The 15,298-nt window shown below is 65.2% G+C and carries 11 protein-coding genes; 6 read left to right on the top strand and 5 right to left on the bottom strand.

The annotated features are described in order from the left end of the window. Positions 1-335 precede the first annotated feature (335 nt). A complete protein-coding gene (locus tag ACZ0AV_RS07015; protein ID WP_499150370.1) occupies positions 336-1,673 on the bottom strand; it encodes an NTP/NDP exchange transporter in 1,338 nt (445 codons plus the stop codon). Between the two features lie 18 nt (positions 1,674-1,691). Next, positions 1,692-2,648, bottom strand: coding sequence for an SDR family oxidoreductase (locus ACZ0AV_RS07020; protein WP_499153313.1), 957 nt, complete (start codon positions 2,646-2,648; stop codon positions 1,692-1,694). A gap of 249 nt (positions 2,649-2,897) precedes the next feature. Here ACZ0AV_RS07020 and ACZ0AV_RS07025 point away from each other — a divergent pair, with 249 nt between their 5' ends. Further along, complete coding sequence (locus ACZ0AV_RS07025; protein ID WP_499150371.1) at positions 2,898-3,797, top strand: LysR family transcriptional regulator; 900 nt, start codon at positions 2,898-2,900, stop codon at positions 3,795-3,797. A 655-nt stretch (positions 3,798-4,452) separates the two neighbouring features. Here ACZ0AV_RS07025 and ACZ0AV_RS07030 read toward each other — a convergent pair. Continuing rightward, positions 4,453-5,778, bottom strand: coding sequence for a sensor histidine kinase (locus ACZ0AV_RS07030; protein WP_499153314.1), 1,326 nt, complete (start codon positions 5,776-5,778; stop codon positions 4,453-4,455). Positions 5,779-5,807: 29 nt separating this feature from the next. Beyond that, entirely contained in the window at positions 5,808-6,560 is a 753-nt protein-coding gene (locus ACZ0AV_RS07035; protein WP_499150372.1) for a response regulator transcription factor, read from the bottom strand. Between the two features lie 185 nt (positions 6,561-6,745). Between ACZ0AV_RS07035 and xseA the strand changes: the two genes are divergently transcribed. The 5 genes from xseA (at position 6,746) to leuA (ending at position 13,443) form a co-directional block, all read left to right on the top strand. Then, a complete protein-coding gene (gene xseA / locus ACZ0AV_RS07040) occupies positions 6,746-8,125 on the top strand; it encodes an exodeoxyribonuclease VII large subunit (protein WP_499153315.1) in 1,380 nt (459 codons plus the stop codon). 173 nt (positions 8,126-8,298) lie between these two features. Continuing rightward, positions 8,299-9,120, top strand: a complete 822-nt coding sequence (locus ACZ0AV_RS07045) for a peptidoglycan DD-metalloendopeptidase family protein (protein ID WP_499150373.1) — start codon at positions 8,299-8,301, stop codon at positions 9,118-9,120. 103 nt (positions 9,121-9,223) lie between these two features. Beyond that, the gene (locus ACZ0AV_RS07050) at positions 9,224-9,892 is read left to right on the top strand and encodes a glutathione S-transferase (RefSeq protein ID WP_499150374.1); all 669 of its coding nucleotides are present in this window, start codon (positions 9,224-9,226) and stop codon (positions 9,890-9,892) included. 323 nt (positions 9,893-10,215) lie between these two features. Next, positions 10,216-11,463 (top strand): mechanosensitive ion channel family protein, encoded by a 1,248-nt coding sequence (locus ACZ0AV_RS07055; RefSeq protein ID WP_499150375.1) that lies wholly within the window; start codon positions 10,216-10,218, stop codon positions 11,461-11,463. 303 nt (positions 11,464-11,766) lie between these two features. Next, positions 11,767-13,443, top strand: a complete 1,677-nt coding sequence (leuA, locus tag ACZ0AV_RS07060) for a 2-isopropylmalate synthase (protein WP_499150376.1) — start codon at positions 11,767-11,769, stop codon at positions 13,441-13,443. Between the two features lie 136 nt (positions 13,444-13,579). Here leuA and ACZ0AV_RS07065 read toward each other — a convergent pair whose 3' ends face one another. Then, on the bottom strand, positions 13,580-15,115 hold the full coding sequence (locus ACZ0AV_RS07065) for an APC family permease (protein WP_499150377.1): 1,536 nt from the start codon (positions 15,113-15,115) through the stop codon (positions 13,580-13,582). Between the last annotated feature and the right edge of the window lie 183 nt (positions 15,116-15,298).

The raw sequence follows: 15,298 nt of genomic DNA on the forward strand, positions 1-15,298 counted from the left end.
GTGGCGGAGATCGCTTCCCGGGTTTCGCTGCGCTCTACACCAGGCTACGGAGCGCGGCGCAGACCGTAGCCTGTCACTGAGCGCAGCGATGTGCAGGGAGCGATCTGTAAGGCGGCCTATGTGTCGTGGCGGAGATCGCTTCCTGGGTTTCGCTGCGCTCTACGCCAGGCTACGGAGCGCGGCGTAGACCGTAACCTTCACTGAGCGCAGCGATGTGCAGGGAGCGATCTGTGAGGCGGCCTATGTGTCGTGACGGAGATCGCTTCCTGGGTTTCGCTACCTCTGCACCAGGCTACGGGTGGAGCGCGGCGCAGGGACGACCGAGCACCGCAACACTAGCTGCTGGCAAGCACGGCCTCGGTGTCCTCTTTCGCCTCCGGCGTGCCTCGCTTGTTCATATCATCGGCCTGCCTGCCCAGATACCAGCCGAGCGCTCCCCAGACCAAGGCGCAGAATGCACCGACCAGCGCCACCAGCACCGCGCCCTGGCCAAGCATGTCCAGCCCACTCTTCACCCAACCACTGATGGCGTCGCCGGCCCGATAGACGACGGTGTCGATAAAGCCCTTCGCCTTGTATTTGCTCTCCGCATCCAGTGGCGCGAAGAGCATTTCCCGTCCGGGCCGCACGAACGCGTACTCGCCAATGCGGCGGACGATCATCAGCGCCGCCAGCATGGCGAACGTCGGTGCCAGGGCGAGGCCGACGAAACCCACGCAGACGAGCATCGGCACAATCGCCAGCAGCATGCGCACACCGAGTTTCTGGGCGATGCGCCCGGTGATGAACAACTGCGACAGCAAAGCGCCGGCCTGCACGATCACATCGATGATGCCGAACACCCGGATCTGCGACTCGCGGTCCGGGAAGCGCTCCGCCACCAGCCGCGCCTGCTCGAAGTACAGAAAGGTCGTCACGGTCGCGAGCAGCACCACGAAGCCGGCGATCGCCAGCAGGTAAGGCGATTGCAGCACGCGCGTCAGGCCGCTGAACGGGTTACCCGTCACCGGTTTGCGCGTGCTCTCCGTGGCCACCGCACCGGGTCGGCCAGCACCGCCAACCTCGCGCCAGCGCATCAGCGGTGCCTTGAGCGCCAGGGCGACGCCGAGCAGCACGCCGGCCAGCACTACCAGCCCGGACTGGCCCAGCGTGCCGACCAGCAGCGCACTCATCGCCGGCCCGACCAGGCCGCCGACGCTGGCGCCGGCCGCGATGAAAGCGAACAGCCGCTTGGCCTGGTGCCCGTCGAACACATCGGCCATCAGGCTCCAGGCCACCGATACCACGAACAGGTTGTAGACCGAGATCCACACGTAGAACACCCGCGCCAGCCAGATGCTGTCTTCGCTGAGCTGAAACAGCGCGGCGAACGCCAGCAGGTTCAGGCAGAAGAACCCGTAAACCCAGTCGACGAAGTGAATACGCGGCACCCGCGAGCTGAGCCAGGCGAACAACGGCACGGCCACCAGCATGACCACGAAGGTGGCGGTGAACAGCCATTGCAGGTTATCGATCCCGGCCATGATGCCCATCGACTCGCGAATGGGCCGCAGCATGAAGTAGCCGGAGAACAGGCAAAAGAATAGGGCGAACCCCGCGAGTGCGGGATTCAGCTCGTGGCGTTCGGCGTTGATGGCGACGCCAAGGCGTTGCACCAGGATTGCTGACAACATGACGACTCTCCTCGAGGCTCAGCGGTAGCTGACGCCGGTCAGCTCTTCGGCAACCTGCCACAGGCGAGCAGCCGCTGCGGCGTCCTTGGCAGCATCCGGCACCGTGGCGAACCCCAGCGGTCCGCGCTTCTCTTCCTCGCCGACGGGCCCGTAGTAGGCGCCTCCCTGGGCTTGCGGTGCAGTGGCTGCGAACAAGGTCGGCAGTGCCCCCTGGGCGGCCGAGTGATAGTCCTCACGGTCCTTGGCCCAATTGCGTCCGAACTCACTGTCCAGGCCCGGCCCACGCTTGATCAGTTCGGTAACGGCCACCCCGGGATGCGCGGCGATGCTCTGGATACCCCAACCCTGGGCCTGGCTACGGCGCTGCAGCTCGAATGCCCACATCAACACGGCCAGTTTGGACTGGGCATAGGATGCGTAAGGGTTGTACGCCTGTTCGGATTGCAGATCATCGAAGTTGATGCTGCCACGCGCGACCGCGATGCTGGACAGCGTGACCACCCGCGGCGCGTCGCTCTTGCGCAGCAGCGGCAGCACATGGCCGGTCAGCGCGAAATGGCCCAGGTAGTTGGTGGCCAGTTGCAGCTCGAAGCCATCCGCCGACGTACCGCGCTGGGGCGGCGCCATGACCGCGGCGTTGTTGATCAGCCCATCGAGGCGCGGCAAGGTTCTGTTGAGACGCTCGCCCAGCGCCTTGACCGAATCCAGATCCGCCAGATCGACCGCCTCGAACCGCACCTGGGCACCGCGAACTTCGTTTTTGATACGGCCAATGGCCTCTTCGCCGCGCAGTGGATTGCGTGCGGCGATCACCACCTCGGCGCCTGCGGCGGCCAGCGCCTTGGCATCCTCATAGCCCATGCCACTGGTGCCACCGGTGACCAGGAAGATACGCCCACTCTGCGACGGCATATCCCTCAGGCTCCAGTCCGGCTTGGGCTGCGTTTGCGCGGTGGCGCCGCCGGCTTCGAGCATGCACGTCAGCGCCAGGCCAATGGTCGCCAGCATCTTGCGCCAGGCCGAGCGCGTGGCGAGCAGGGGGTCAAGCTGTAGGGTTATGTTTGTCATTGTCTGATCCTCACGTGGATTGTGGTCCGGCAAGCCGCCAGGCGGCGGCCGACGTGAGCATTGTTGCCCCTGGCATTACTGCCGATAAGCCACAACAAAATGGACGCCGTGTACGGCCATTCGTACAATCGGTACTTTCCTCGTGGAGCATTGCCCGTGCGCCAGCCCAACCTGACGGATGTCGCTCTGTTCGCCGCAGTCGTGGAGGCCGGCGGTTTCCGGGTGGCCGCGCAGAAACGCGGGATGTCGGCGTCGTCCATCAGTGACTGCGTGCGCCGGCTGGAGAGCGACCTGGGCGTGCGGTTGCTCAACCGCACCACCCGCAGCGTGTTTCCCACCGAGGTGGGCGCGCGCCTGCTGGAGCGCCTGCGCCCTGCCCTCGATGAAATCGGTGCCGCGTTCAGCGACCTCGATGACGATGCGCTGTGCCCGGTGGGCAGCCTGCGCCTCAACGTGCCGGTTCCAGTGGCGCGCTTCGTGCTGCCTTGCCTGATCCCGGCGTTTCTGCAGCGTTACCCCGGGGTGAGCGTCGAGGTGGCGATGGACAATACCTTCATCGATGTCATCGCCGCCGGGTTCGACGCCGGCGTGCGCTATGAGGAAAGTGTCGCCAAGGACATGATCGCGGTGCCCATCGGTCCTCGGCGCCAGCGCTTCGTCGCCGCGGCATCGCCGGCTTATCTGCAAGCGCACGGCACGCCCCTGCATCCGCGGGACCTGCTCAATCATCGCCTGATCGGCCATCGCTTCGAGAGCGGCAAACTGGGCGTATGGGAATTCGAGAAAGACGGTGCCACCGTGCGCGTTCCGCCCCAGGGCCCACTCATCACGTCGTCTACCGATCTGAAGATGAGTGCCGCCGTGGAAGGTGCGGGAATCATCTACACCTTTGAAGACTACCTCCGGCCGCTGATCGATCAAGGCGCACTGCTGCCGGTACTGGAAGACTGGTGGCAGGCATTCGACGGCCCCTACCTGTACTACAACGACCGCCGCCACGTGCCCTCGCCGCTGCGCGCATTCGTGGATTTTCTCAAGACCGAAAACCAAGGCTGAGCGCATCGGTGTCAGCGAGATAGCGCCCTGGGTTTCGCTGCGCTCTACGCCAGGCTACGGGTGGATCGCGTTGCAACCGTAGCCTGTCACTGAGCGCAGCGATGTGCGGGAAGCGGCTGCCGGGTCGGTGTCGGTGGCGTGGCGTAAATCGCGCCCTGGGTTTCGCTGCGCTCTACGCCAGGCTACGGGGTGGATAGTGGTGTAAACCGTAGCCTGTCACTGAGCACAGCGATGTGCGGGGAGCGGCTGCCGGGTCGGTGTCGGTGGCGTGGCGTAAATCGCGTCCTGGGTTTCGCTTCGCTCTACGCCAGGCTACGGGTGGATCGCGTTGCAACCGTAGCCTGTCACTGAGCGCAGCGATGTGCGGGGATCGGTCTCCGGGCCGGTATCGGTGGCGTGACGCGAATCGATTCCTGGGTTTCGCTTCGCTCTACACCAGGCTACGGGTGGATCGCCGTGCAACCGTAGCCTGTCACTGAGCGCAGCGATGTGCGGGAAGCGGCTGCCGGGTCCGTGTCGGTGGCGTGGCGTAAATCGCTTCCTGGGTTTCGCTTCGCTCTACGCCAGGCTACGGGTGGATCGCCGTACAACCGTAGCCTGCCACTGAGCGCAGCGATGTGCGGGGCGGACACCGAGGTAGGTGGGTTTATCGGGATCAACAACCATCCGCCGGTAAACGCACCACTGCACACAGGCCAGCGGGCAGGCGGTTTTCGAGGGTCAGTTCGCCGCCGTGGGCCTGCACGCAGGCACGGGCGATGGCGAGGCCAAGGCCCAAGCCTCTGCCGCTTTTCTCGGCATTCAACTGCACGAACGGCTCGAACACCTGCTCCAGGTGAGCGGGGTCGATACCGGGCCCCTGGTCGAGGATCTCCAGGCGCAATTCGCCGTCAGCCGCAGTCGCCAAACTGAGGGTGGTGTCCCCGCCATGCTGCAGGGCGTTGTCGATCAGGTTGGTGAGTGCGCGCTTCAGCGCCAATGGCCGGCAGCGGCAGAACACCTCATCGCCTGCCTGCCAACCGACCGGTTGGCCCAGGGTGCGGTAACGCCGTGCCAGGTCATCGAGCAGCCCGGTCAGTGACAGGCGCACAGTGGCTTCCTGCACGGCGTCGTCGCGAATGAAACCGAGTGTCTCGGCGACCATCGCACGCAGCTCATCGAGGCTGTCGAGCAGGTCTTCACGCAATGCACCATCGTCGAGCAACTCGAGCTGCAGGCGCAGTTCGGTCAGCGGCGTATTGAGGTCGTGGCTCAGCGCCGCAAGCATCTGCGTGCGCCCTTCCACATGCCGCGCCAGGCGCTCCTGCATCAGGTTGAACGCCTGGCTCAGCTCCTGCGCCTCGCGCGGGCCGGCGAGTGCCAGCGGCGCGATGCGTTCGCCGCGGCTGATGCGCTCGGTGGCTGCCGCCAGCGTTCTGAACGGGCGCACTACACGAGCCATGACGAACAGCAGGATCAGCAGGATCGGCACGATGCTCAGCGGCAAGGCATAGGCCAGCAGGCGGCTCCACTCATAGGCACCGGAGGGGTGCTGCAGCGCATTGAGGTACTGGCCCGACGGCAGCCGGATGCTGCTGCGCAGGCGCAACGGCTCCCAGCCGGCAGGGCTGAGCACGTCTTCGCGCGCCGGCCCGCCGCCGACCCTGTCCAGCTGCATGTGAATGTCGCTCACCGGAACCTGCAGCTCGCCGGCCAGCTCAGCCGACAAGCGCCGTTCCTCGGGGTGCATCTCGAAGGGTGCGACGTCCGCCTCGGCTGCCGTCCAGAAGCGCGCCTCGGGGCCGCCCATCGTCGCCAGCAGCCGCGCGCCGTGGGCTTCGCCTAACGCGTCGACAGCATGGTAGGCGGTGCTCAGACGCTCCACCACCTGGGTGCGCGACAGCGGATGCACCAGGGCGCCGGTGCGTTGCAGCAGCAGCACGGCAATGGCATGGGAAGCCAGCAGCGCGAGGATCAGCAGTACCGCCAACTGATGAACCAGGCGCTGCGGCCACAGACGCACCACCATCCTCATGAACGCGCTACGTCGGCGACCAGCATGTAGCCGCCGCCCCACACGGTACGCAGCAGGTCGTCACAGCCGGCACTGTCGGCCAGCTTGCGCCGCAGCCGGCTGACCTGGCGGTCGATGGTGCGGTCGAACACGTCGCTGTCCGCACGCGCAGTCAGGTCGATCAGCCGCGCGCGGGCCAGTACCTGGTTGGGGTGCTCGAGAAACACCTGCAACAAACGGCTTTCTGCCGTACTCAGGCGAATCGACTGCCCGTCGCCAGCGCTCAGGCAACCACTGCCACTGGCGAACCCCAGACCGGCGAACTGATAGTGTCGCTGCACAGACTGAACCGATGGCTCGGCCGTGGCGGGCACACTGCCCAACGGGCCGCGCCGGCGCAACACGCTGTTGATGCGCGCAACCAGCTCGCGCGGCTCGAAGGGTTTGGTCAGGTAATCGTCGGCGCCCAGATCAAGCCCCCGAACGCGGTCACTGGCGGTGTCACGGGCCGTGAGCAGAATCACCGGCACGCCATTGCGCCGGTGCAAGCGGCTGCACAGTTCGAAGCCGTCGCCGTCGGGCAGCATCACATCCAGCACCACCCCATCGAACGGCTGCGCCTCGAGCAACTGCCACATGCCCTCGGCGCTTTCCGCGGTGCGCACGTCGAAGCCATGCTTGCGCAGGTAAACGGCCAGCGGCTCGCGAATCTTGCGGTGGTCATCAACCACCAGAATGCGCGGTGCGGAATGTGTAGTCGGTGGATTCATGATGGCTCGCGGCAGGCGCCGCCTGTACAGCTCGGGCTGCTTATGCAGAGGATAATCATTTGCATGCCGATAATACCCGAGAGCCCGCCTCGCTTGCAGTGACTTCACACAGCGGCCTGCGGCATCGGCTGCATTTGCTGACACACGGTTTCGGCGTGCATGCACCTGGGCTTATCATGCCGGCCATGATCAAAGACCCGTTCCAACGCCTGAACCTCGACCGCGAGGTGCTCAGCGTCAGCCAGCTCAACAACCGCGCGCGCCTGCTGCTCGAAGATGTCTTCGGCGGCATCTGGGTCGAAGGGGAGATTTCCAATCTCGCACGGCCGGCTTCCGGGCATGTCTATTTCACCCTCAAGGACAGCCAGGCCCAGGTGCGCTGTGCGCTGTTCCGGCAGAATGCCGCCAAGGTGCGCCAGGCGCTGCGTGACGGCCTGGCGGTCAAGGTGCGCGGCAAGGTCTCGCTGTTCGAGGGCCGTGGCGACTATCAGCTGATCCTCGATTCGGTGGAGCCCGCTGGCGACGGCGCGCTGCGCCTGGCATTCGAGGCCTTGAAGGAGAAGCTCGGCGCCGAGGGCCTGTTCGCCGCCGAGCGCAAGCGCGCCCTGCCCGCTCACCCGCGGCGCATCGGCATCATCAGCTCGCCCACCGGCGCGGTAATCCGCGACATCATCAGCGTGTTTCGCCGCCGCGCGCCGCAGGTCGAACTGAGCCTGATTCCCACCGCCGTGCAGGGCCGCGAGGCCACTGCGCAGATCGTCCGCGCCCTGAAGCTGGCCGATGCGCAGGGCTTCGATGCTCTGATCCTGGCCCGTGGTGGTGGCTCGCTGGAGGACCTCTGGTGCTTCAACGAAGAGGCCGTAGCGCGCGCCGTGGATGCCTGCATCACCCCCATCGTCAGCGCGGTCGGCCATGAAACCGATGTATCGATCAGCGATTTCGTCGCCGACGTGCGCGCCCCTACGCCCTCTGCCGCAGCTGAGTTGCTGGCCCCGCACAGCGATGATCTGGTGCAGCGCGTCACCGTATTGCAGCGCCGCCTGACTCTGGCCATCAATGGCCGCCTGGCGCGCGAGCGCATGCGCCTCGACGGCCTGACCCGGCGCATGCGCCATCCTGGCGAGCGGTTGCGTCAGCAGGCTCAGCGTCTCGACGATCTCGACATGCGCCTGCGCCGCGCCTACGCGCAGCAGGTCAATCAGCGTGCCCACAAACTGGCGCAGTTACAGGCACGCCTGGCTGGCCAGCACCCGGGCCGGCACCTGAAGTTGCTGCGCCAGCGCCTCGACAGCCTCGCCGAGCGCCTGCCCAGGGCCATGAAGGAAGGCCTCAAGGCCCGCCGTCTGGCGCTGCAGAGCCAGGTGCAGACGCTGCAGGTGGTCAGCCCGCTGGCGACCCTGGGCCGCGGCTACAGCATCCTGCTCGACGACCGTGGCCGGGCGATCCGCAGCGCGGCCGCCACCCAGCCGGGGCAACGCCTCAAAGCACGTCTCGGCGAAGGCGAACTGGACGTGCGCGTCGAAGACAATCACGTCGCGCCCGCCACCCTGTCGCTGCTGGACTGAGCATGATGGCCACCCTCATCTCGCCCGCAAGCGGGCTCCTACACAATGCGGAGAACCCACATTCCCATGTAGGAGCCGGCTTGCCGGCGAATGGCAGCCATAGCGGGCTTTCACAGAATGCCCACGCTCACCCTGACAGAACCCTTCTCAGGCCTCGATAAAAAGGAAAATCAATGCGCTCCCTGCTGTTGCTGCTCACCCTGTGCCTCGCCCTGCCCGCCCATGCCGAAGGCTTCATCAGTCGCCTGCTGAACAAGCCGGTGCCCGGTGGCGTTGCCGTGGTCGACCTGGGCGCCTCGACCAGTGCGCCCAGTGCTACCTACCAGGGCAAACCGGTGCTGGTGGTGCATGAGGATGGGCAGCGCTGGATCGCCATCGTCGGCATTCCGCTGAGCGTAAAACCTGGCACCCAGCAGATCGAGTCGAGCGGCCAGCGCCTGAGCTTTCAGGTGGGCAGCAAGACCTACGTCGAGCAGCGCATCACCATCAAGAACCAGCAGCAGGTCAACCCGAACGCCAAGAACCTCGCGCGCATCGAGCGGGAACTGGCCGAACAGACCCGCGCCTACCAGCAGTTCAGCCCCCGCCAGCCAAGCAACCTGCTGTTCGACAAGCCGGTCAACGGGCCGCTGTCGAGCCCCTTCGGGCTGCGCCGTTTCTTCAACGGCGAGGAGCGCAACCCGCATTCCGGCCTGGACTTCGCCGCCAACCGCGGCACGCCGATCAAGGCGCCAGCAGCGGGCAAGGTGATCCTGGTGGGCGACTATTTCTTCAACGGCAAGACGGTCTTCGTCGACCACGGCCAGGGCCTGATCAGCATGTTCTGCCACCTCTCGGAGATCGGCGTGAAGGTTGGCGACGAGCTGCCCCGCGGCGGCGTACTCGGCAAGGTCGGCGCCACCGGCCGCGCTACCGGCCCGCACCTGCACTGGAACGTCAGCCTCAACGATGCACGGGTCGACCCGGCGATCTTCATCGGTGCGTTCAAGCCCTGAATCAACTCGGGGGCACTGGTGTATAACGTGACGATTGCCGATGACTTCCACGCGCGCAGCGCTGTGCAGGGGGAGTCGTCTTCCCCGCCCAGCAGGAGCCACGATGATCACCGTCCATCACCTGAACAACTCGCGCTCGCAGCGCATCCTCTGGCTGCTCGAAGAGCTGGGCATCGACTATCAGATCAAACGCTACGAGCGTGACCCGAAAACCCTGCTCGCCCCGCCGGAGTTACGCGCCGTGCATCCTCTGGGCAAGTCGCCGGTGGTCACCGACGACGGCCTGACGCTAGCCGAGTCCGGCGCCATCATCGACTACCTCGCCAATCGCTACGGCCCGCACCTGCTGCCGCCTGCCGACAGGCCGGAGCGCCTGCGCTGCACCTATTGGCTGCACTACGCGGAAGGCTCGGCCATGCCGCCCCTGCTGCTCAAGCTGGTGTTCGACAAGGTTGAAAGCAGCCCGATGCCTTTCTTCGTCAAACCCGTCGCCCGTGGCATCGCGCAGAAGGTCAAGAATGCCTTCATTGCTCCACAGCTGCGGCTGCACCTGGACTACCTGGAAAGCGAGTTGGGCAAGAGCACCTGGTTCGCCGGTGAGCAGTTCAGCGCAGCCGACATCCAGATGAGCTTCCCCCTGGAAGCCGCCGCTTCCCGCGCCGGCCTGGACGCCAGCCACCCGCGTCTGACAGCTTTCCTCGAGCGCATCCACGCCCGCCCCGCCTACCGGCGTGCGCTGGAGAAAGGCGGCGAGTACGCCTACGCCAACTGAGGCGCCGCACGGCACGCCGCCCCTGGTCGTACCGAGACAGTTGCCCGCGATGGCACATCGGTGCGGCGGCATGCGTTGCAGTAGCGGATCGGCAGCCCGGAAGGTGCATCGGCCTTATCTGGCGGGCGACCATCAAGCTGACCAGCAGACGGGGCGCGCAGCCCTCGACTCCTCCCGCGCATGCCACGCGCAACATGCGTACTCAAACCGCATAGGCAGGCAACGCTGCGCAGTTGCCCGAGGGCGGCCTGCGTTTGCTATCGTACCCGCCCGCCGCGTGCCGAGCTGCGCCGCGCGCTGCCATGAAGCAAACGAGAGAAGCGATGAAAGAACACTATCAGTCCACCCTGAAGTGGCTGCAGCAGTACCCCGAGCTGCACACCCTGATCAGCCTGTGCGCGCTGCTGATTGGCGCCTGGCTGGCCAACTGGATCGTCAAGCGCATCCTGGTGCGTGGCCTGTACCGGGCACTGCGCTCTACCACTGTGGGGCAGGACAAGGCACTGACCGACTCCCACGTGGTGCGCCGCCTGGCCAACATCGTGCCGGCGCTGATCCTGGCCAGCGGCATCAAGGTGGTGCCGCACCTGCCGGAAGCGGTGGTTACGGTAGTCGACAACGTCTGCAGCGCCTTCATCATCCTCACCATCGCCCTGGCGATTGGCGGCGTGCTGAACCTGGTCAATGCCTTCTACCAGCGTCGCCCCAGCGCGCACCTGAAGCCGATCAAGGGCTACATCCAGGTGGTGACCATCGTCATCTATGCGATCGCCACGATTCTGATGATCGCGACGCTGATCGATCGTTCGCCGCTGATCCTGCTGTCCGGCCTCGGCGCAATGGCCGCGGTACTGATGCTGATCTTTCAGGACACCCTGCTCTCGCTGGTGGCCAGCGTGCAGATCTCGTCGAGCGATATCGTGCGCGTCGGTGACTGGATCGAAATGCCGCAGCTCAACGCCGACGGCGACGTGATCGACATCGCCCTGCACACGGTCAAGGTGCAGAACTGGGACAAGACCATCACCACCATCCCGACCAAGCGACTGATCAGCGACCCGTTCAAGAATTATCGCGGCATGCAGGAGTCCGGCGGCCGGCGGATCAAGCGCGCCCTGTATCTGGACCAGACCAGCGTGCGCTTTCTAAGCCCCGAGGAAATCGCCCATCTGCAGCGTTTTCTGTTGCTCGGTCAATACCTGAGCAACAAGCAGAGCGAGCTGCTGAGCTGGAACACCGAGCTGGCCGAAGCGGCGCAGGAGCCGGCCAACACGCGCCGCGTCACCAACCTCGGTACCTTCCGGGCCTATGTCGAGCACTACCTGCGCCAGCACCCGGGCATCAATCAGAACATGACGCAGATCGTTCGCCAGCTGCAACCGACCGCCAACGGCCTGCCGCTGGAGCTGTACTGCTTCACCAACACGGTGGCCTGGGTGCCGTACGAGGGCTACCAGTCGGATATCTTCGATCACCTGCTGGCGATCCTGCCGGAGTTCGGCCTGCGTGTGTTCCAGCACCCGAGCGGTGCCGACATGCGCGAGCTGCGCCCGGCGCTGCAGCCAAGCTGACCGCTGCCAGCTGGCGCTGCGCAACGCGCAATCCAGAAAGCAGCCATATGCGCAATAAAAAACCACCAGAGTTGACAATCTGGTGGTTTTCACCAATTTACCAGACAGGCTTGCCAGCTTTCCCCTCAGTGGATAGGGTTGGTTCCATGAACACCTCCCAAACTCTCATTCTGCTTCGGCAACATGCCAACCTCTGCCTGGTCGCTCAGCGACTGCGATAGGGTCTACCGGCCCCTTTTCGTCTTTTCGTTTCCTCTCTTATTCAGCATGGCCCACGCTGGCCCTCGCCTTCAGGATTGATCCATGAGCATGCTCAAAGACCCTTCGCAGAAATACCGTCCGTTCACCCAGATCCAGATTCCGGACCGCACCTGGCCCGACCAGATCATCGACAAGGCGCCCATCTGGCTGTCCACCGACCTGCGCGACGGCAACCAGTCGCTGATCGAGCCGATGGATGCCGAAAAGAAGATGCGGTTCTTCAAGTGCCTGGTGCAGGTCGGCCTGAAAGAAATCGAAGTGGGTTTCCCGTCCGCCTCGCAGACCGATTTCGACTTCGTGCGTGAGCTGATCGAAGGCGGTCACATCCCTGACGACGTGACCATCCAGGTGTTGACCCAGGCCCGCGACGACCTTATCGAACGCACCTTCGAATCCCTCAAGGGGGCCAGGAAGGCCATCGTGCATTACTACAACGCCTGCGCGCCGAGCTTCCGCAAGATCGTCTTCAACCAGGACAAGGCCGGCGTCAAAGCCATCGCCGTTTCCGCCGGCACCACCATCAAACGCCTGGCCGCTGCGGCGCCAGACACCCAGTGGGGCTTCGAGTATTCGCCTGAAGTGTTCAGCAGCACCGAAATCGACTTCGCCGTCGAGGTGTGCAATGCGGTGATCGACGTGTTCCAGCCGACCCCGGCCAACCCGCTGATCCTCAACCTGCCCGCTACCATCGAGTGCGCCACGCCGAACAACTACGCCGACCAGATCGAGTGGTTCGGCCGCCATGTGAGCAGGCGCGACAGCGTGTTGATCAGCGTGCACACCCACAACGACCGCGGTACCGGCGTGGCGGCCTCGGAGCTGGCCGTGATGGCCGGTGCCGATCGCGTCGAAGGCTGCCTGTTCGGCAACGGCGAGCGCACCGGCAACGTCTGCCTGGTCACCCTGGCGCTTAACCTCTACACCCAGGGCGTCGACCCGCAGCTGGATTTTTCCGACATCGACACCGTTCGCAAGGTGGTCGAAGAGTGCAACCAGTTGCCAGTGCACCCGCGCCACCCGTACGTCGGTGACCTGGTGCATACCGCGTTCTCCGGCTCGCACCAGGACGCGATCCGCAAGGGCTTCGCCCAGCAGAAAGAAGGCGCGGTGTGGGAAGTGCCCTACCTGCCGATCGACCCGGCCGATATCGGTCGCGATTACGAGGCGGTGATTCGCGTCAACAGCCAATCGGGCAAAGGCGGCATTACCTTCCTGCTCGAACAGGAATACGGCATCAACCTGCCTCGCCGCATGCAGATCGAGTTCAGCCAGGTGGTACAGGGCGAGACCGATCGCCTGGGCTTGGAGATGACTGCCGGGCAGATTCACGGCCTGCTCGAGCGCGAGTACCTGCAAGCCAAGGCGCCTTACGAGCTCAAGGGCCATCGCCTGCAGGAAGAAAACGGTGACAGCAATGTCGAGGTGCAAGTGCTGGTGGACGGCGCCGTGCAGCGCTGGAGCGGCGCTGGCAAGGGCGCGCTGGAAGCGCTGGTGTCGAGCGTGCCGCTGGCAGTGGAGATCATGGATTACCACGAGCACGCCATCGGCGGCGGCGCCAACGCCAAGGCGGCCTGCTACATCGAGATCCGCCTCGACGGCCAACGCCCGCTGCACGGTATCGGCATCGACGAGAACATCACCACGGCGAGCTTCCGCGCCCTGTTCAGCGCGCTCAACCGCGCGGTGAAGCAGGCCGAGGGGAAAACCCAGGCGGCCTGATAATCAGCCTGCGGTAAACGACAAAGGGACGCTGCGCAGCGTCCCTTTGTCGTTTCCAGAACCATGTTTCTGTAGCCCGGGTCGAGCGCAGCGACACCCGGGAATTGCCCTGGGTATCGCTGCGCTCAACGCCAGGCTACGAACTCGCCTTTGCCAGCTTCGCCTGCCGTTGCAGGGTATTGCCCTTGAAGAACGCCGGCGCCTGCCAGCGCGCTATGAACATCAGCACCAGGCCCAGCAGCAGGATCACCACGGCGATGACGAACACCAGGCCAACCCCACCGATGTGCGAGCCGCTGCCGAAGTCCGGCGACATGCTGTCGAAGGTGGTCTGCCAGAAAATGATCGACAGCATCACCGCACCCACCAGCGGGCACAGGCCACGCATGAAGAAGTGCCGGGCGCTGTCGAACAGGCTGTGGCGGAAGTACCAGACGCAGGCGAAGGCGGTCAGCGCGTAGTAGAAGCAGATCATCATGCCCAGCGCGGTAATGGTATCGGCCAGCACGTTTTCGCTGAGGGTGCGCATGGTCACGTAGAACACCGCGGTGGCAATGCCGGCGGCGATGGTCGCGTAACGGGGCGTTTGCGAGAGCGGATGCACGCTGGCGAACCGCTTCGGCACGGCCCGGTAATAACCCATCGCGAGCAACGTGCGCGCCGGCGAAATGAAGGTCGATTGCAGCGATGCCGCGGTGCTGGCCAGCACCGCGATGGACATCAGGATCGCCAGGGGGCCCATCACCGGGCCGGCCAGGTGGGCGAAAACGTTTTCCTGGATCTGCGCGTTGCCCAGGCCAAGGCCGGTATCGCCGGTACCCGCGAACTGCAGGGTGGCGGCCGCGGTGAACAGATAGAGGGCGAGAATCAGCAGCACGGTGATGGTCGCCGCCCGGCCCGGTACCTTCTCGCTGCCCACCGACTCTTCGCTGACCGTCAGGCACACGTCCCAGCCCCAGAAAATGAAGATCGACAGCGACAGACCGGCGGCGAACGCCGAGAACGAGTCGATGTTGAACGGGTTGAACCACTCGGGATGGAACACCACCGGCGAGCTGTCTGGCGCCGCCGCGAAGGCCGCCAGCGCGAAGCCGATCAGCACCACCAGTTGCAGGGCCACCAGGGTGTACTGCACGCCCATGGTCATGCCGATGCCGCGGCAACAGACCCACACGGCCATGGCGATGAAGGCGCAGCAGGTGACGATGTTCACCAGCAGGTTGCGGGTCAGGTCGGCCAGCCAGTCCAGGCCGGTCAGCTGGGCGAGAAACAGGTAGAAGAAGTCCACCGCGATGCCCGCCAGGTTGGAGAGCACGATGGTGGTAGCGGTGACCAGCCCCCAACCGCCGATCCAGCCGATCATCGGCCCGAACGCACGCGCCGACCAGGTGAACGAGGTGCCGCTGTCTGGCTCGGCGGCATTCAATTCGCGGTACCCCAGGGCCACCAGCAGCATCGGCAGAAAGCCGACGATGAACACCGCCGGCAGGTATACGCCGACCTCGCGCACCGTGGGGCCGAGGGCACCGGTCAGGGTGTAGACCGGCGCGATAGTGGAAATGCCCAGCACCACGCAGGCCAGCAGCCCTATCTTGCCTTGCGCCAGCCCCTTGCCGGAGACCACGGCGGCAGCGCCTGCCGGGGTGCCCTGGACGGTCGATGATTCACTCATAAGCCTCTGCCATCGTTGTGATTGTTCGTCAGAGAGCCCCGAATCTGCGGGATTCAGGGCGGATTCAGCCTGCTCGCGCGCCTCGTTTTCGCCATGCACCATAGAGCCGCAGAGCGGGCATACACCGCCGCGCTCGCGGGGCGCAACAGCACATGCGAGGCCGCCTGGCCTCACGATGCGCCG

The organism is Pseudomonas sp. AC532 (genome assembly GCF_979258965.1).